Consider the following 18120-nt stretch of genomic DNA (forward strand, 5'->3'; position numbering starts at 1 on the left):
CGCAGGCTCAGTGCCTGCGCCATGTGCATCAGAAACGGTAGTCAGCGGTGACGAACAGCGAGCGCGGCTGGCCCATCAGCCATTGCCGGGCGCTGTTCTGCGCCGTCACCGCATAGCGCCGGTCCAGCAGGTTATACAGTTGCAGCCCCAGACTCACCTCGGGCAGCACCTGCCAGTCAAGGTTGGCGTCCACCACGGTGTAGCCCGGCACTTGGGCGGTATTGGCAGTATTGGCATAACGCGCATCGACATAACGCAGGCCCACGCCGGCGTCCAGTTCCTCGGTCAGGGCCTTGTTCAGCCACAGGTTGGCCGTGCGCCGGGGCACGTCAGTCGGCCGATTGCCGGCGCGTGACACGCTGATGCCATCGACGTTTTCGTCGAAATCATCGTATTTGGCGCGCACCACCGAGGCGTTGGCCGCCACCTGCCAGCCGTACCCCAGTTGCAGGTCGAGGCTGGCTTCCAGGCCATCGGACGACTGCTGGCCGGCCTGCTGGCTGAGGCGGCTGACCGGGTCGAAGGTCAGCACCTTGTTCTTGACGATGTGGTACGCCGCCAGGGTCCACTCACCACGGCCGTCCCGGAACGCCTGCTTCAAGCCCAGCTCGGTCTGCCTGGCCTCGGTCAAGTCCATCTGTTGCTGGCTGGGGCTGAGGGTGATCAGGTTGCTGACCCCGTCTTCGCTGGTCGAGTACTGGCCATACAACGACAGTTGATCGGTGACCGCGAACACCAGCCCGGCGCGCCAGTTGCCGCCGGTCAGGCGGCGGTCGCTACGGGTGTCGGTGCGCTTGTCGTTGCGCTCAAGCTGGTTCTGGTCACGGCGCACGCCGGTCACCAGCGACCAGCGCTCGGACAGTTGCAGGCGGTTTTCGGCAAACAGGGCCAAGGTGCGGGTCTGCGTATCGGCCAGCGGCCGGTACGGCGACTGGCTCTGGAAGTCGCTGGCGGCCGGTTGCCACGGGTCGATGTAGTCGCCGCCGACATCCGTGTACGGCGAATTGTTACCGACCGCAAAGCGGATCTTGTTGTACTCGGCGCCGACCACCGTGCGGCTGTCCAGTCCCAGCAATGAATGCTGCAACGTAAAGGTCTGGCGGTCGCCGATCTGCTCCTGGTCGTGCTTGATCTCCAGGTACTCGCCACGCAGCAACTGGCCCTGGCTGGCGCGCCAGTCATAGACCTCGGCATTGCGCCAGTGGCGGCGGCTCTTGATCCAGTACACCTGGTTGCTGGCGCTGAGCGCATCGCTGATCTGCCAGTCGGTGTTGAGACGGGTCCATTCGTCGCTGTAGCGCTGCACGGCATTGCGGATGTTGTGGTTCTTGTCACGCAGGTTGTCACGGTAATGGCCGTCGATCAGCGGTGTGCCGAACCAGGTCACCGGCTCGCTGTCGCCGCGCTCATGAGCAAGGGTGACACTCAGGTCATCGCTGGCCTGCCAGCGCAGGGCAGCGCTCAAGGCCTCGCTGCGCGAATCACCGTGAGCGACCCAGCCGTTGCTTTGCTGCTGGTTGAGGGTCAGGCGGTAGCTCAGGCGCTCGCTCAGCGAGCCGCCGCTGTCCAGGGCGGCCTGCTGGCGATCGTACGAGCCATAGCCGACGCGCAGGCGATTGCGGATCGGCCCGTCGAACGGTTTTTTCGACATCACATTGATCGTTGCACCGGTGGCGCCTTCGCCGTACAGCACGGAGGCCGGACCGTTGAGCACATCGATGTGCTCGACCATCCAGGGGTCGACCGGAAAGGTCTGGGTGCCGAACCCGGTGTAAAACCGTACGCCGTCGAACAGCGTCATCACCGACGTGTGTCCGGTAAACCCCCGCGCCGACAGCGCGGTATTGCCGTTGCCGGGCGCGACGATGCTGGAAATGCCCGGCGCGCGGCTGACTGCTTCCTGCACGCTCTGGTTGTTGCGCTGCTCGATCATCTTGCTGTCGAGACGGCTGAGACTGGCCGGGGTCTGCAAGGGCGTCAGTTCAAGCCGTGAACCGGTGGCCATGGGCGTGTTCAGGTCTGGCCGGACGTGTGCGGCGACGTCGCTGACCGAGGTGGCCGGCAGGTTCAGGGGGCCAGGGTCGGCCAGGGCTGTGCCGGAAAAGCCCAGCAAGGGCAACAGGCTCAGGTGCAAAGGGTAGAAGCGGGACATGCTATTCCAACTCGATCAGGAAAGAATGAACCCGGAGGGAATAACGCATAGGGGACCGCACGCGCAGGCGCACGGATACCGGCCTGCGCCCGCCCACCGCGGGATTGCCAACGCGTGTGGTGAGGCACCACACTGAGGTTTCAGGCCGGTCTCCGGGCTTGCGAGGATCACGATCCCTTCACCTTCCCATGCCAGGGCACAGTGGTGTGTCGAAGGGGTCGCTCGCTTACCGTTGCGGGGGCAGCGCCGGACTGATCACCAAGGTGACGCACCGGCTTCCCGTTTCACCTCATGCACGGCGGCATGAGACACCTGAAACTGGGGCGGGATAAGACCACCGATGAACGGCGGCGTCAAATACAGATGCCACAGGCCATGCGCGATCGCACGGCCCAGGCCCCGTCAGGGTTACAACTCGGCGGTCACCTGGCGGCCGACCACCAGCTGGATCTCCACCCGCCGGTTCAAGGCACTGGCCGGGTCGATCCCGGGTTTGGGGCGCGAGTCACCGTAGCCGGCCACCCCCACGCGCAAGGCCTGTTGCGCATCGAGTGCCTGAATCAGCAGCTTGCGCGCCTCGCGGGCGCGGGCCGCCGACAAGGTGTAGTTGTCGTCGTACACCGTGCAGTAGCGGGCAAAGTCAGTCACCGGACGATTGACTGCCAGGTTGTCGGTGTGGCCTTCGACCAGCACCTGTGCCTGCGCCGACTCGGTCATGAAGGTCGCCACCCGCACACTCAACTTGCCCAGCACGGCGCGTGTGGCCGGGGTGATGCAGGCGCTGCCACGGGCGAAGGCATCATCGGGCAGGGTCAGGCGCCGGTTGGCGATGTCGATCTCGACCAGTTGCGCCTCACCGGTACGCTCCAGGTCCGCCTGCATCTCGGTCAGCAGACTCTGCAAGCGCGCCTGTTGTGCGGCATTGCCCTGGCTGCGCGCCAGTTCCTGCATCTGCTGCTCGGCCTTGGCAGCGGCTTCGCCGGCCTTGTTCTGCAACACCGACACCACCAGCATCAGCATGATCACCGCCATGACGCCGGCCATCAGGTCCGAGATGGACACCCATTCATTGGGCTTTTCTTTCATCGCCTGTTACACCGGCTCGGGAGCGTCAGCGGGCTCGCTGGCATCGCGGGCCTGGGCGGTCAGACCCTCGACCTCGCTGGCCAGCCCGCCCACCGCGGTGGTGATCGTCCCGGTGGCTTGCTGCAGGTCACCGGCAATGCCGTCGACCGAGGCCTGTAACTGCGCCGCCGCCACGCTCCAGTGATGCACGCTCTGTTCGCTGCGCTCATCGAGGCTGGCCAGCGAGCGATTGCCATCGCCGGCCTGGGTGCTGAGGGTCATCAATTGCTTGATCAGAATCCCGTGATGCCCCTGGGCCTGTTGTGCCAGTTGCCGTTCCAGGTTCTGCAGCTCATCCAGTTGCGCGGTGGCGCGCTCGGCGCGGTGATCAAGGCTGTCCAGCGACAGGTTGCTTTCTTCGGTGAGGGTGGCCAGCGTTGTCAGGTGATCAATCAGCAATTGATGCTGCTCCTGCGCCTGCGGGTTCTCTTGCCCGGCCAGGGTCTTGAGCTGCTCAAGGTGCTCGCCTGCGGTCGCGGCGTGGCGGTCCAGGCTGGCCAGGCAATGATTGCCTTCGCCGATCTGGTTGCTCAGGGCGGTGAACTGCTCGACCAGCGCTTCGTGCTGGCCCTGGGCCTGTTTGGCCATCTGCATGTTCAACAGCTTGAGTCCCTTGAATTCGGCGGCCAGCAGCTGCGATTGCGCGTTGATGGACTGCACCAGCCGCTCGCCCACCTGTTCCAGCGCTTCGCGGGCCTGACGGTCACGCACGTCGCTGTAGGCGCGCAGTTCCTTGCGGCCCTGGTCCATGGCCTGCTTCATCTGCCGCACGCACCAGTCGCTGCGCCGGCTTTCGGCTGACCAGCGCGAAGACTCCCAGAGCTTGAGTACGATGAAGGCGATGATGCCCCAGGTCGAGGTTTTGAACTTCGACCCCAGGTCTTTCATCATGCCGGTCAGTTGCGCCAGCGAATCACTCATGGCATCCAGGGATTCAGCACTGCCTTGCAGCACGCCCGAGGCCTTGTCCAGCGCCATGCCCAGGCCCAGAAAGGTGCCCAGCAGGCCGAAAATCAGCAGCAGCCCTGGCATGTTGCTGACAATGCGCTCGGGCAGCGACGCCAGCGCATGGCTCAGCTCACTGATCGAGCCGTGCTCCAGATCCAGTGCGCCCTTGTGCGTACCGCCTTGCCAGTTGCGCTCCCAGGTGGCGGTACGGCCATAGCGTTCGGCGCAGATCAGCGAGGCCAGCATGCCGCCCACGATCAGGGTGAAAAATGTCAGTTCCAGCGCGCTGTCCAGCGACGGCACCAGAAAGTGGATGAACGACCCGCTCATGCGGCCACCTCAGGCGTGTTGTTGATAAGGGTGAATCGTCCCATGACCCGGCGCTCCTGTGCTCGATGGCGATTGTCTGCATGGCAGAGGATGGAGGAGGGAGGCCCCTTGAAGGCGCAACCGGCCCAAGCGGCCAGCGCGAAATCCAAGGGCTAACCTGACGCTATCGGACGCAGGGGCAGGATCTTTAGGGTCTGTTGCCGTTTCAGCACGAGCCGCGTTGCTGGGCCCAATCTCGCCAGGCCAGGCGGAGGACGCAGAAAAGGGTCACTCCCTTTTCAAGTCCAGACTGCGTTACTCGCCACTCATCTGGAATGACCAGACTTCGCGGCGCCTGCCTTGCCTCGCGGCAAGCACAGGGGCGCGCTTTCGCGCAGCAAACATGGGCCCAGGGAGCGCGCTTGCCAGCCTTTCAAGCCGGCACGAGCCTTGTGTGTCGTACAGGTGGCCCACTTGTTCACCGGCTTTTGGCCCGCCTTAACCCAGCATCTCGATCCCCAACTGGAACGCGACCCAGATGGCCAGTCCAGTGGCGAAGGCCAGGGCGATGTTCTCGAACCCGTTATTGCGGTACTCCTTGCTCAGCAGCGACTTCTGGTTGGACATGATCAGCAGGCCCAGCGAAATGATCGGCAGGCCGACGATGTTCAAGGCATTCACGCCCAGGGTCAGGGTCACGAAGTCCGGCATACCCGGCAGCGACCAGACAATGGGCGTCACCAGGATGAACAGCATGAACCACTTGTGCATCGGGTCCTTGTGGAATTCCTTGCCGTACTTCTCGCGGCGCTCGGGCCGGATGTGCTGGAACGCATCGGTGATCAGCATCGGGAATGCCGTGGTCTTGCCGGCAATGCTGGCAAACAGGGTGGCGAACACGCCGACGAAGAAGATGTACCAGCCTGCCGCACCGAAAAACAGCTCCAGCGCCTGGCCCAGGTCGCCGAGGGTGCGCACCTGCAAGCCGTTGGGCCGCAGGATTTCCACGCCTACCACCCAGATGGCCAGGTTGATCACGATGCCGACGAACACCGCAAACAGCAGGTCGTTACGCTGAATGCGCTTGTGCTCTGGCCCGGTCCAGCCCTTTTCGCGCATTACATAGGGGTGTACGAAGTTGGCCACGGACCCGGCCACCGCACCGATTACCGACACCGCTACCAGCAGCGCGCCATGCACGCCCTGGTCCGGCGGAATGCTGAAGCCGATGGTGCCCTTGACGATGCCCGCCAGGTCCGGCCCCGACATGATCGCCAGCGCCAGGAAGGCCAGGGTCATGATCGCCAGCAGAACCTTCATCACGCCCTCGATCATGCTGTAGATATTGCGTCCCACCAGCAGCCACACGGCGATTACCACCAGCAGCGAGCACAGCAGCGGCTGGTTGACATGCACCAGCATGGCCAGCGCCTCACCGGCGCCCTTGATCATGTAGGCGTTGATCAGGTGGCCCATCAGCAAGGCGTACCCAAGCATGAACCAGGCAAAGAACGGGTGCAGCTGGGCGTAGCCCTGCAGGATGGTCATGCCCTGGTTATTGCACAGCTGGAAGCGGGCAATGATGTTGACGATCAGAAAGCGCAACAACAGCGAGACCGCCAGTACCCACATCATGGCGTAGCCATAGTTGGCACCGGCCACCGACGAGGTGATCAGGTCGCCGGCACCCAGCCACGACAGCACGGCAATGATGCCGGGGCCCAGCAGTTTGGTAATGCGTCTGAAGCGGGGTTGTGCAGCGGCGGCGGTTTTATCTGCGACGGGTTGGCTGTTGGCCATGGCAGGAGTCTCCGGTTTGTTTTTGTAATCGGACGTGAATAGCTAAGCACAACATAGGATGTCGTACGACTTGCGGGGTTCCATGATCGTGAGTCCCAGGCTGCAGCGTGCATGCCGGGCTGTTGCCAAGCCTTCTGTAATGCGGGTTGAAAAGGGACTGGAGGGGAAAGGGCCGTTTGTCAGGTTATACGGTCTTTGTAGACCTACGAACCGTGTGCCGGGTGGGCAGGCACCAGCGCGTGAAGCATGGCGGTCGTTCCCGGTTACACCGGATTTGCAGGAAGGTGGTCTCATGATGGAGTAAGGAATTAAACAATAAGTGTATGAAAATATTTGATCGTCAGCGGCCATGTAGGCTTTTTGTTGAATATTCCTACAGGGTTTGTTGGTTGTCAGCGATTGAATGTTGAGTGTGGGTATGTAGGTGCTATTTTTTAAGCGGCTTGTCAGTGCGCTCTTGATGAGTCTTGTTTTATTTATCTATTTGATTTTAATTGTTTTTTTACTATTGAAATAACGGGTTACGCATAATCTTTTTTGATTTTGGATCCTCGATATATCCTGCGCGCCGCCGCTCAAGTCCTTCGTTAGTTGCCGCCGGATCACCGATGCCCTATTTCAAGAAGTTGTCCGATCATTACCTTGAAGTTGCGCTGTGCGCCATTGGCGATCCGCACTTCACGGGTGTGGACGTACGCTTTTCCAGTGAGTACGAAGCGCTTGAACAGGAGTTGGCCAAAGGCCATTCCCTGCACGTCAGTAGCACCGTCGACTGGCTGAAAGTGCTGCAAGCCAGCGAGGCCTTGTTACGCAATCAGTCCAAGGACCTGCGTGTGGCGGCCTGGATGACCTGGGCCTTGTACCAGCGCGAGTCCTTTGCCGGGCTGGTGGCCGGGCTGGGGGTCATCCTGCAGTTGTGCAGCCATCATTGGGCCGGGCTGCATCCGCGCAAACTGCGCACGCGGATGGCCGCCATGGCCTGGTTGCTGGCGCGTATCGATCCATTGCTCAACGAAAACCTGGCCATCAAGGAGCAGCTCGCACTGTTTCGCCGCCTGCTGCAACAGCTTGAAGCGCTGGACACGCTTTTCAGTGCTCATCTGGGCGATGACGCACCCTTGCTGCTGCCGTTATGCCGGCGCCTGGCCAATATGATCCGGCGTGCCCATGACGATCAGCCGTCTCCGGGCAGGGTGGAGGCCGTGGCCGCGCAGGTGCGTCAGGTCGCCACTCAGTTGCTGGCCCCGGTCACGGTCATCGACAACGACAAGGAGGCCCGCAAAACCCAGCGCCTGCTGGAGGACAACGCCCGGCCGCTGTGCGCCTGGTGGCTTAAACGCCAGGCCACCGACCTGCGTGCGCTGCGCCTGAACCGCACGCTGCTGTGGCTGCCAGTCGAGGTGTTGCCCGAGCGCAATGCCGACCAGATCACTGCCTTGCGGGCGCCGCCCGCCGACAAGCTCAAACAGTATCAGGAGCGCCTGGCCGCAGGTCATTACGCCGATTTGCTGGTCGAGCTCGAAGCCAGCCTGGCAAAGGCACCGTTCTGGTTCGACGGCCAGCGCATGGTCTGGGACTGCCTGCAACACCTCGACGCCGAGCACGCCATGCGTGAGGTCGAATTGCACTTTGCCCTGTTATTGCAGCGTCTGCCTGGCCTGGCAGAACTGCGCTTTCACGACGGCACCCCGTTTGCCGATCCGGCCACCCGTGCCTGGATCGACGCGCATGTCCTGATCCATGTGCAAGCGCCGGCCGCCGCGCCTGTGCCGGCGGTTGAAGCACAAGACGAGGTTCTGCCGGCCTGGGACCGGGCTCTTGAAGCCGCCAGGCCGGTGCTGCTCAAGGACGGCCTGAAAGCGGCTGTGCAGCAGTTCAGGTCGGGCCTGGACAGTGCGCAGGGCGGGCGCAACCGGTTTTTCTGGCAGTTGAACCTGGCCCGGCTGTGCATCGCGGCCAAGCAGTACGAACTGGCCAGGATCCAGCTTGAAAACCTTGACCAGCTGCTGCTCCAGGCCGGCCAGCAGGCCTGGGAGCCTGAGCTGCTCTTGCAGGTGCTGCGCCTGCTGCATGAGTGCTGCCAGCTGTTGCCGCAAAACCACGCCGTGCGCGAGCGCAAGGAAGAGATTTACCGCAGGTTGTGCCACCTCGATCTCGAGGTGGTACTCGAATAGGCCCAAGGGCCGTCAGTACAGGAAAAACACCATGGCCAAAGAAGGCTCGGTAGCCCCCAAGGAACGCATCAATGTCACGTTCAAACCTGCCACCGGCGGGGCGCAGGAAGAAATCGAACTGCCGCTCAAGCTGCTTGCCATTGGCGATTACACCCGTCGTCCCGATGAGCGCAAGGTCGAGGACCGCAAGCCGATCAACATCGACAAGCACGCTTTCGATGAGGTACTGGCCAAGCAGGAACTGGCGCTGACCCTGAGCGTGCCGAACCGGCTGCAGGATGGCAATGAAAGCGAGGCGCTGGCGATCGGCCTGCGTTTCAACTCGATGAAGGACTTCAACCCGGCCAGTTTGGTCGAGCAAGTGCCTGAACTGAGAAAGCTGATGGAACTGCGTGACGCGCTGGTTGCGCTCAAGGGTCCGTTGGGCAATGCGCCGGCCTTTCGCAAGGCCATCGAAGGCGCGCTGGCCGACGAACAGTCCCGCGCCCAGGTCCTGAAGGAACTGGGACTGACTGCCGCTGTGTCCACCGACGCCTGAATCCTCTGCAAAGGAAAGCCATCAATGAATACCCAAGCCGCCAGCCAGAACCCTCCGGATCACCACCAGGGCAGCATTCTTGACAGCATCATTGCCCAGACCCGCCTGAACCCCGAAGACGAAGCCTACGGCATTGCCCGGCGCGGTGTCTCGGCGTTCATCGAAGAACTGCTCAAGCCACACAACAGCGCCGAGCCGGTCAAGAAGGCGCTGGTCGACCGCATGATCGCCGAGATCGACAGTCGCCTCAGCCAGCAGATGGATGAGGTGTTGCACCACCCGGATTTCCAGGCACTGGAATCGGCCTGGCGCGGCCTCAAGCTGCTGGTCGAGCGCACCGATTTTCGCGAGAACATCAAGATCGAGCTTCTCAATGTTTCGCGTGACGACCTGCTGGACGATTTCGAAGACTCGCCCGAAGTCATGCAGTCAGGCCTGTACAAACACATTTACACCGCCGAATACGGCCAGTTCGGCGGTCAGCCGGTCGCGGCGGTCATCGCCAATTACTACCTGTCGCCCAGCGCGCCGGACGTCAAGCTGATGCAGTACGTCGCCAGCGTATCGTGCATGGCCCACGCGCCATTCATCGCTGCAGCCGCACCAGGTTTTTTCGGCCTGGAGAGCTTCACCGGGCTGCCGGACCTCAAGGACCTCAAAGATCACTTCGACGGTCCACAATTTGCCAAATGGCAAAGCCTGCGCCAATCCGAGGATGCGCGTTACCTGGGCCTGACCCTGCCACGCTTCTTGCTGCGCACCCCGTACGACCCTGAAGAAAACCCGGTCAAGTCCTTTGTCTATAAAGAGCACGTGGCGGGCAGCCATGAGCATTACCTCTGGGGCAACACGGCCTATGCCTTCGCCACGCGCCTGACCGAGAGCTTTGCCCGGTTCCGCTGGTGCCCGAACATCATCGGCCCGCAAAGCGGCGGCGCGCTGGAAGACCTGCCGTTGCACCACTTCCAGAGCATGGGCGAGATCGAGACCAAGATTCCCACTGAGGTGCTGGTCTCGGACCGGCGTGAATACGAGCTGGCCGAGGAGGGCTTCATTTCCCTGACCATGCGCAAGGGCAGTGACAACGCCGCCTTTTTCTCGGCCAGCTCCGTGCAAAAGCCCAGGCTCTTTGGCAACAGCGCCGAAGGCAAGACCGCCGAACTCAACTACAAGCTCGGCACCCAGTTGCCCTACATGATGATCGTCAACCGCCTGGCGCATTACCTCAAGGTCTTGCAGCGCGAGCAACTGGGCTCGTGGAAGGAACGCACCGACCTTGAGCTGGAACTGAACAAGTGGATCCGCCAGTACATCGCCGACCAGGAAAACCCCAGCGCCGAAGTGCGTGGCCGCCGTCCGCTGCGCGCGGCGCAGATCGTGGTCAGTGATGTCGATGGCGAGCCGGGCTGGTACCGGGTCAGCCTCAATGTACGCCCGCACTTCAAGTACATGGGCGCCGACTTCACGCTGTCGCTGGTCGGCAAGCTGGACAAAGAGTGAGGGCCTGCAGGTCATGACAGGCTACGGCAGTCTTTTCGAGCGCCTGGCCGGCGAGGCCGACCGGCGAACGGGGCTGGGCCCTGAGGCCAGCGCCACGCAGTCGGTGGCCAGGCATTTGTCGCGGATGCTCGGCACCCGCGCCGGCAGTGCACAGATCCAGGTCGACTACGGCCTGCCGGATCTCAATGACCTGCGCCTGAGCCTGCACGATGCCCTGAGCCAGACGCGCGAAGCCATCGAGCGTTTTATCACCGACTTCGAGCCGCGCCTGTCCGGGGTGCGGGTCGTGGCGCTGCCCCGCGATCACAACCCGCTGCGGCTGGCCTTCAGTATCGAAGGCCTGCTGCAGGTGCCGGGCGTGCGCTGCCAGGTGAAGTTGCATGCCAGCCTCGAGGGCGGTGGGCGCGTGCGGATCGAGTCATGAAGCCTTGCGCTTTAACCCACAGGTAAATGCCGTGTCCTTCAATCATTACTACCAAAGCGAGCTGAGTGCGCTGCGCCAGTTGGGGCAGCGCTTTGCCGAGCGTAATCCGGCCATGGCGCCTTACCTGGGCCAGACCGGGAGCGACCCGGATGTCGAGCGCCTGCTTGAGGGGTTCGCCTTCCTGACCGGTCGCTTGCGACAGAAACTCGATGACGAGTTGCCCGAGCTGACCCACTCGCTCATGCACTTGCTGTGGCCCAACTACATGCGGCCACTGCCCTCGTTCAGCCTCGTGCAATTCGAGCCACTGCAGCAGGCCGGTCCTGCCCAGTGCGTGGCACGCGATACGCCGATGGAAAGTCGGCCGCTGGAGGGGGTGCGCTGTCGTTTTCGCACCTGCTACGACACCGACCTGCTGGCCCTGGAACTGCGCGCCCTGAATTTCTCGGTCAAAGGCGAGGGCGCCTTGCTCAGCCTGCACCTGCAGATGAACTGCAGCGGCCATATCGGTCAGTTGGCGCTGACGCGGATGCGCCTGCACCTGGCCGGAGAGCGCTATGTCAGCCAGATGCTGTACCTGAGCCTGTTGCGCCACCTGGTCGGTCTCGTGCTGGTACCGCTGGGCCAGGACGGCGCGCCCCTGTGCGATGCCAGCGGGGCTGCCCTGGCGCTCAAGCTCGATGCGCAGCAGGTGCTGCCGGTCGGCTTTGCCGAAGAGCAGGCCCTGATTCCCTATCCGCTCAATACCTTTCGCGGCTACCGCTTCCTGCAGGAGTATTTCGCCTTTCAGGATAAATTCCTGTTCCTCGACATCGACGGCCTGCACGCCGTCCACCAGTTGCCGGAAGCCGTGCTGGGCGCCATGCACGGGTTCGAATTACGGTTTGATATCCGCAGCCAGACCATCCAGCGCCTGCGCCCGACACTGGACAACATCAAGCTGTACTGCACCCCCATCGTCAATCTGTTCAAGCAGGATGCCATCCCGATCCGCGTCGATGGCCGCCAGGATGAATACCTGTTGCTGCCCGGCAACCAGGGACCTGAACACTGCGCCGTATTCTCGGTGGATTCGGTGACCGGCTGGAACAGCGGGGGCATCGGGCACCGCCGCTATGTGCCGTTCGAATCCTTCGAACATGACCCCAGTTTCGATATTGCCCACAGCCAGCCGCATTACAGTCTGCGCCAGCGCCCGTCGCTGCTGCATGACGGGCTGGACAGCTGGATGAGCTTCGGCGGTGTCGACAGCCAGCCCTGCCGGCAGACCGACGAACACAGCAGCGACACGCTGTCGCTGGAATTGACATGCACCAACCAGAACCTGCCGCGCCGCTTGCAGGTCGGCCATATCGACCAGTCCTGCGAAGGCACGCCCGAGTTTGCCCGCTTTCGCAATATCGTGCCGGCCACCGCCAGTCATGCGCCGCCGATCAATCGCGGCTTCCTGTGGAAGCTGATCAGCAACATGTCGCTCAACTACCTGTCGCTGGCCAATGTCGAGGCGCTCAAGGTCATCCTCGAAACCTATGACCTGCCGCGCTACCACGACCCACATGCCGAAAAAGTCAGCAAGCGCCTGCTCGGCGGGTTGCAGTCGGTGCGCCATGAACAGGTCGACCGCTTGCACCGCGGGTTGCCGCTGCGTGGCCTGCGCACGGTGCTGGGCATCGATTCACGCCACTTCACCGGGGACGGCGACCTGTTTGTGTTCGCTTCGGTCCTCAATGAGTTCTTCGCCCTCTACGCCAGCCTCAACTCCTACCACCAGTTGCGCGTTGAAACCACACAAGGAGACGTCTACCGATGGACGCCCCGCATGGGCCAGCAGCCCCTGCTTTGAGCCGGCTGGCCGGCACGATTCGCGAGTATTCGCTGTTCCAGGCGGTGCGCCTGGTCATCGAGCGGCTGCGCGAGCACCACCCTGAGCTGGATGAAGAAACGCTCCATGACCAGTTGGAGTTCCAGGCCAATCCCGGCCTGGGCTTTCCGGGCAGCGATGTCGATCGCGTGGAGTTCTTTGAAGAGCAGGGCCGGCTGCGAGCCCGCTTGCGCCTGAACCTGATCGGCCTGGCCGGTGCCAGCTCACCGTTGCCGGCCTTTTATGTCGAGCAGGCGCTGGGCGACAGCGAGGAGGGCAATCCGACACGGGTATTTCTCGACCTGTTCCACCACCGCCTGCAACGCCTGTTATTGCCCATCTGGTCGCGTTACCGCTACCACGCCAGCTTCAGGAAGGGCGCGCTGGACAGCTTTTCCGAACAGCTGTTTGCCCTGATCGGCCTGCGTGGCGAAACCATTCGCCAGTCGCAGTCCCTGAACTGGAAACGCCTGCTGCCCTACCTGGGCCTGCTCAGCCTGCGTGCCCACTCGGCGGCGCTGATCGAAGCGGTGTTGCGTTATTACTTCAAACATCCAGGGCTGCATATCGAGCAATGCGTAAAACGGCGCGTGACCATCCTGGCGCAACAACGCAACCGCCTGGGGGTGGGCAACAGCCGGCTGGGCGAAAACCTGGTGCTGGGTGAACACGTGCCCGATTGCAGCGGCAAGTTCCGCATTCATGTCTGCCAGTTGAGCTGGCAGCGCTTTCACGAATTCTTGCCCATCGGGGCCGGTTACCGGCCGCTCTGTGCACTGGTGCGCTTCACCCTGCGCGACCCGCTGGACTACGACCTGCGTCTGCAACTGCGGCATGACGAACGACGCGCGTTGCGCCTGGGCGTGGCCAGCGAATGCCGTCTGGGCTGGACCAGCTGGCTGGGCCACGAACGTGCCGATGGCCTGGTCACGCTGGGCAGCACGCTTCATCAAGGGACTTAAAGACATGATCAATCTCGACCTGCAAAAACTCATCCAGGCGCTGGATGCCGAGACGCGCCGCGACCTGGAGTCGTGTGCCGAACGCTGTGTGATCCGCGGGGCCAGCGAGGTGCTGGTGGAGGACCTGCTGTTGTGCCTGCTGGAGCGTCCGGACGGCGTGCTCGAACGCGGTCTGCACGATGCCGGAGTCGATCCGGTCCAGTTGCGCAGCGCCTTGCAACCGTTGAGCGGGCAGAGCACTTCGCGCCATCCGGTGTTCGCCCAGGCCCTGATGCAATGGTTGCAGGAAGCCCTCCTGGCCGCCACGCTCGACCTGGGCCAGGCCCGGGTCGGCGATGCTGCGCTGTTGCTGGCCCTGCTGCGCAACCCCCTGGGGCATGCCGGCAGCCGCTACCAGCCCTTGCTGGCGACCTTGAACATCGAGCGGCTCAAGGACTTTGCCCTGTCGCGCCAGCACGGCCTCGCTGTGCCGCAATCCGTGTCGGGCGATGAGTCCATGCTGCAGCGCTTTACCCACGACCTGACCGCACAGGCGCGTGCAGGCCGGATTGATCCGGTCCTGTGCCGCGATGCCGAAATCGCCCAGATGATCGATATCCTGGCCCGGCGGCGCAAGAACAACCCCATTGTGGTGGGCGAGGCCGGGGTCGGCAAGACCGCGCTGGTCGAGGGGCTGGCCCTGCGCATTGCGGCCGGCGAGGTGCCGCCGGTATTGGGCGATGTACGGATCCTGAGCCTGGACCTTGGTCTGTTGCAGGCCGGTGCCAGCGTCAAGGGCGAATTTGAGCGACGCCTGACCGGGATCATCGACGAGGTCAAGGCCGCCCCTCAGCCGGTCATTCTGTTTATCGACGAAGCCCACACCCTGATCGGCGCCGGCGCCAATGCCGGTGGCTCGGACGCGGCCAACCTGCTCAAGCCGGCCCTGGCCCGTGGCGAGCTGCGCACCATTGCGGCCACGACCTGGGCCGAGTACAAGAAGTACTTCGAGAAAGATGCCGCCCTGGCGCGCCGCTTCCAGCCGGTGCAGGTGCATGAGCCCGGCCTGGCCCAGGCCGTGGCGATCCTGCGCGGGCTGGCGCCGGTCTATGAACAGAGTCATGGCATTTACGTGCGTGATGATGCACTGGTTGCCGCCGCCGGGCTGTCGGCCCGTTACCTGGCCGGTCGCCAGTTGCCGGACAAGGCCGTCGATGTGCTCGACACCGCCTGTGCCCGGGTGCGCATCAGCCTGGCTTGCGCGCCGCACAGCCTGGAGCAGCTGCGTGGCGAACGGGCCGAAGGGTATCGCCAGTTGCAGGCGCTGAGCCGCGACGAACAATCGGGCCTGAGCATCGACACCGCTGCCCTGGCCACACGGCAGGCACGCCTGATCGATGTCGAGCGTGAACTCGATACGCTGGACACCGAATGGCATCTCCAGCGGGGGCTGGCCGAGCGTCTGCTGGGCCTGCGCAGTCAGTTGGCCGCGGCGCGCCAGCAGAAGACCGCTGAAACCAGCGATGAGGCACCGGGCCCGGACCTTGCCAGCCTGGAAGCCGAGGCTGGTGAGCTCCGGCGCACCCTGGAACAGGCCCAGGCGGTCCATCGGCTGGTCAGCTTTGAAGTCTGCCCACGGCTGGTGGCCGAGGTGGTCGCCGCCTGGACCGGCATACCGCTGGCGCAGCTGGCCGGTGAGCACAATGCCCGCATCGCCCGCTTCGCCACCGACCTGCAAACGCGTATTCGCGGCCAGCAACAGGCCGTGCAGGCCCTGGACCGCGCCGTGCGCGCTGCGGCGGCCGGACTCAACCGGGCCGACGCGCCTGTCGGGGTGTTTCTGCTGGTCGGTCCCAGCGGTGTCGGCAAGACCGAAACCGCACGGGTGCTGGCTGACCTGCTGTACGGCGGCGAGCGGTTCCTGACCACCCTCAATATGTCGGAATTCCAGGAGAAACACAGCCTGTCACGACTGATCGGTTCGCCTCCGGGCTACGTGGGCTATGGCGAAGGCGGCGTGCTCACCGAGGCGGTCAGGCAAAAACCCTATTCGGTGGTGCTGCTTGACGAGGTCGAAAAGGCCGATCCGGATGTCCTGAACCTGTTCTATCAAGTATTTGACAAGGGCATCGCCAATGATGGCGAGGGTCGCGAGATCGACTTTCGCAACACCCTGATCGTGTTGACCTCCAACCTGGCCAGCGCACAGATCGAGGCCCTGTGCGCCCAAGGTGAGCGACCCGCTGCGCCAGTGCTCGAAGCGCACATAAGGCCGCTGCTGAGCCGGCATTTCCGCCCGGCGCTGCTGGCGCGCATGCAGGTGGTGCCGTACTACCCCGTCAGCGGTGCGGTGCTGGCGGAACTGGTCGTGCTCCGGCTTGAGCGGTTGGCCGAACGCCTGCGTCTGCGGCAACTGACGCTCAGCTATACGCCGGAACTGATCGAACACCTGGCTGACAGCTGCCAGCAAAGCCCCGGCGGGGCACGCTTCATCGATCACCTGCTCGACACCCGAGTGATGCCACCACTGGTCGATCGGTTGCTCGACGCCATGGCCGGGGGCGACGCTTTTGCGAACGTGCATGTCAGCCTCGACGGCCAGTCCCGTATCGTCTGCGGGTTCGCCTGACATGGCCGCGCTTGCCCAACACACCGATACCTTGTTGAGCCATTGCGTGCAACTGGCGCGGGCCACGTGCGAACAGACGCTGTTCGAGCGCCTGCTGCATGCCACGCAAGCGGTCAGTGGTTGCGAACTGGCCCAGGTCTACCGGCTCGACAGCGCCGGTCCCGGCCTGCGCCTGGCAGGGGAAAGCCTGGCGGGTGCACGTACGCCGCCTGAAAACAGCCGGCTGGCAGTGGACTATCAGGACCACCCCTTGCTGCAATTCATCCTGCGCCAGGGGCAGCCAATGGCCCTGTCCGGGCTGGATCCTGCCGTGCACGACACACGCTTTCTGCCCGAACCCTCACGGCCCTGGCACGCCTTGCTGTGCGTGCCGCTGCGCAATGTCGCGCAGCGGGTCATCGGCCTGCTGCTGTGCGCCACCGCTCAACGTCGCGATTTGCAACCTCTGGCCGGGCCATTGGAGCACCTGGGCGCATTGATGCAGGCGCGTCTCGAAACCCTGCACGCGCAGCCTGCCATTGCCGTATCGAGGGGGCCTGAGGCGCTGGCAACGGCCCAGGGCTATGGGCTGATCGGCAACAGTCCGGCCATCGAGCAGGTGCGCCACTTGATCGGCAAGGTGCTGCGCAGCCCTTGCACGGTGTTGCTCGAAGGTGAAACCGGCACCGGCAAGGAAGTGGTGGCGCGTGCCATTCATGACCATGGCGTCAGGCGAGGGCGACCGTTCGTGGTGCAAAACTGCGCCGCCTTTCCGGAAAGCCTGCTGGAGAGCGAGCTGTTTGGCTACCGCAAGGGAGCGTTTACCGGGGCGGCCAAAGACCGCGCCGGGCTGTTCGATGCGGCCAATGGCGGCACCTTGCTGCTCGATGAGATCGGTGACATGCCCCTGGCCTTACAGGCCAAATTGCTGCGGGTCCTGCAAGAAGGCGAAATCCGGCCCTTGGGCGCCAACAGGACCCACAGGATCGATGTGCGCATCATTGCCGCCACCCACCACGACCTGCGCAAGCAGGTCAGCACCGGGCGCTTTCGCGAAGACCTGTATTACCGGCTGGCGCAGTTCCCCCTGCACTTGCCGGCCTTGCGCCATCGTGAAGGCGATATTGCGCGCCTGGCCCGCCATTTCGCCACGCAGGCCAGCACCGGCCTGCAACGCCCGCCGCCGCAGTGGTCGGCGGCGGCGCTGCACTACCTCAATGGCCTTGACCTGCCTGGCAATGTGCGTGAACTCAAGGCGCTGGTCGAGCGTGCGGTACTGCTGTGCGATGACACGCTGCTGCGGATCGAGCATTTCACCCGCCACGGCGGTGTACAGCCGGCGCCAGGCCCGACCGTACTGCGCGAGCGCATGGAGCAGGTCGAGCGTGCCCTGTTGATCGAGAGCCTCAACAACAATGGCGGCAACCGCACCCGGACCGCCCGCGAACTGGGGGTCGCCAGGCGCACGCTGCTGTATCGCCTGCAGCGCCTGAACATCCCGTCCGATCATGGCTACGGCTAGCGCCGCACGCCATCGATGCACCTACGCGCCACACCCGGCACCGTCAATTCTTTTTATGGAGACCTCTTCATGTCTGCACGCCATTGGTACGCAGCCTTGCTGGCCCTGGCCGTTTTCGGCGGCCTGGCCGGTTGCCGCGGCAATTACACCTTCGATGACCACGAGTACCGTCCGCTGGGCGACGCCAAGGCCCTCAAGCGCGGTCTGTAAGGAGCAAC

Annotated in this window: 13 protein-coding genes and 1 riboswitch; of the genes, 9 read left to right on the forward strand and 4 right to left on the reverse strand. The window is 63.6% G+C overall.

Translation table 11 applies throughout. From position 1 onward, the window contains the following. Window positions 1-28: 28 nt before the first annotated feature. From ASF84_RS10150 to ASF84_RS10165, 4 genes are all read right to left on the reverse strand, one after another. Complete coding sequence (locus ASF84_RS10150; RefSeq protein WP_056837794.1) at window positions 29-2152, reverse strand: TonB-dependent receptor; 2124 nt, start codon at window positions 2150-2152, stop codon at window positions 29-31. A 126-nt stretch (window positions 2153-2278) separates the two neighbouring features. Next, window positions 2279-2483: riboswitch (cobalamin riboswitch) on the reverse strand. A gap of 77 nt (window positions 2484-2560) precedes the next feature. After that, window positions 2561-3238 (reverse strand): OmpA/MotB family protein, encoded by a 678-nt coding sequence (locus ASF84_RS10155; protein WP_056837796.1) that lies wholly within the window; start codon window positions 3236-3238, stop codon window positions 2561-2563. A 6-nt stretch (window positions 3239-3244) separates the two neighbouring features. Next, complete coding sequence (locus ASF84_RS10160; RefSeq protein ID WP_056837798.1) at window positions 3245-4555, reverse strand: hypothetical protein; 1311 nt, start codon at window positions 4553-4555, stop codon at window positions 3245-3247. Window positions 4556-5032: 477 nt separating this feature from the next. Then, entirely contained in the window at window positions 5033-6334 is a 1302-nt protein-coding gene (locus ASF84_RS10165; protein ID WP_056837800.1) for an Nramp family divalent metal transporter, read from the reverse strand. Window positions 6335-6942: 608 nt separating this feature from the next. Here ASF84_RS10165 and tssA point away from each other — a divergent pair. The 9 genes from tssA (at window position 6943) to ASF84_RS10210 (ending at window position 18112) form a co-directional block, all read left to right on the forward strand. Then, a complete protein-coding gene (gene tssA / locus ASF84_RS10170) occupies window positions 6943-8508 on the forward strand; it encodes a type VI secretion system protein TssA (RefSeq protein ID WP_056837802.1) in 1566 nt (521 codons plus the stop codon). A 31-nt stretch (window positions 8509-8539) separates the two neighbouring features. Further along, window positions 8540-9046, forward strand: coding sequence for a type VI secretion system contractile sheath small subunit (tssB, locus tag ASF84_RS10175; RefSeq protein ID WP_056837804.1), 507 nt, complete (start codon window positions 8540-8542; stop codon window positions 9044-9046). Window positions 9047-9070: 24 nt separating this feature from the next. Next, the gene (gene tssC / locus ASF84_RS10180) at window positions 9071-10546 is read left to right on the forward strand and encodes a type VI secretion system contractile sheath large subunit (RefSeq protein ID WP_056837806.1); all 1476 of its coding nucleotides are present in this window, start codon (window positions 9071-9073) and stop codon (window positions 10544-10546) included. 13 nt (window positions 10547-10559) lie between these two features. Next, a complete protein-coding gene (gene tssE, locus ASF84_RS10185; RefSeq protein ID WP_056837808.1) occupies window positions 10560-10970 on the forward strand; it encodes a type VI secretion system baseplate subunit TssE in 411 nt (136 codons plus the stop codon). Between the two features lie 31 nt (window positions 10971-11001). Then, window positions 11002-12813: a type VI secretion system baseplate subunit TssF gene (gene tssF, locus ASF84_RS10190; protein WP_056838012.1), complete on the forward strand. Its 1812-nt coding sequence runs from the start codon at window positions 11002-11004 to the stop codon at window positions 12811-12813. Further along, a complete protein-coding gene (tssG, locus tag ASF84_RS10195; RefSeq protein ID WP_056837811.1) occupies window positions 12777-13793 on the forward strand; it encodes a type VI secretion system baseplate subunit TssG in 1017 nt (338 codons plus the stop codon). Before tssF ends, tssG begins: the two co-directional genes overlap by 37 nt. Before the next feature lie 4 nt (window positions 13794-13797). Beyond that, window positions 13798-16401 (forward strand): type VI secretion system ATPase TssH, encoded by a 2604-nt coding sequence (gene tssH, locus ASF84_RS10200; protein ID WP_056837814.1) that lies wholly within the window; start codon window positions 13798-13800, stop codon window positions 16399-16401. Window position 16402: 1 nt separating this feature from the next. Then, complete coding sequence (locus tag ASF84_RS10205) at window positions 16403-17902, forward strand: sigma-54 interaction domain-containing protein (RefSeq protein ID WP_056837816.1); 1500 nt, start codon at window positions 16403-16405, stop codon at window positions 17900-17902. 69 nt (window positions 17903-17971) lie between these two features. Then, entirely contained in the window at window positions 17972-18112 is a 141-nt protein-coding gene (locus ASF84_RS10210; RefSeq protein WP_056837818.1) for a hypothetical protein, read from the forward strand. The last annotated feature ends 8 nt before the right edge of the window (window positions 18113-18120 follow it).

This window comes from Pseudomonas sp. Leaf127 (assembly GCF_001423155.1).
Lineage (GTDB): Bacteria > Pseudomonadota > Gammaproteobacteria > Pseudomonadales > Pseudomonadaceae > Aquipseudomonas > Aquipseudomonas ovata.

Bases quoted from the DNA above. Each gene is read 5' to 3' on its own strand.
- tssG (WP_056837811.1), top strand. From the start codon at position 12,777: ATGGACGCCCCGCATGGGCCAGCAGCCCCTGCTTTGAGCCGGCTGGCC.
- tssH (WP_056837814.1), top strand. From the start codon at position 13,798: ATGATCAATCTCGACCTGCAAAAACTCATCCAGGCGCTGGATGCCGAG.
- tssB (WP_056837804.1), top strand. From the start codon at position 8,540: ATGGCCAAAGAAGGCTCGGTAGCCCCCAAGGAACGCATCAATGTCACG.
- ASF84_RS10155 (WP_056837796.1), bottom strand. From the start codon at position 3,238: ATGAAAGAAAAGCCCAATGAATGGGTGTCCATCTCGGACCTGATGGCC.
- tssA (WP_056837802.1), top strand. From the start codon at position 6,943: ATGCCCTATTTCAAGAAGTTGTCCGATCATTACCTTGAAGTTGCGCTG.
- tssC (WP_056837806.1), top strand. From the start codon at position 9,071: ATGAATACCCAAGCCGCCAGCCAGAACCCTCCGGATCACCACCAGGGC.
- tssE (WP_056837808.1), top strand. From the start codon at position 10,560: ATGACAGGCTACGGCAGTCTTTTCGAGCGCCTGGCCGGCGAGGCCGAC.
- ASF84_RS10160 (WP_056837798.1), bottom strand. From the start codon at position 4,555: ATGAGCGGGTCGTTCATCCACTTTCTGGTGCCGTCGCTGGACAGCGCG.
- ASF84_RS10150 (WP_056837794.1), bottom strand. From the start codon at position 2,152: ATGTCCCGCTTCTACCCTTTGCACCTGAGCCTGTTGCCCTTGCTGGGC.
- ASF84_RS10205 (WP_056837816.1), top strand. From the start codon at position 16,403: ATGGCCGCGCTTGCCCAACACACCGATACCTTGTTGAGCCATTGCGTG.
- ASF84_RS10165 (WP_056837800.1), bottom strand. From the start codon at position 6,334: ATGGCCAACAGCCAACCCGTCGCAGATAAAACCGCCGCCGCTGCACAA.
- ASF84_RS10210 (WP_056837818.1), top strand. From the start codon at position 17,972: ATGTCTGCACGCCATTGGTACGCAGCCTTGCTGGCCCTGGCCGTTTTC.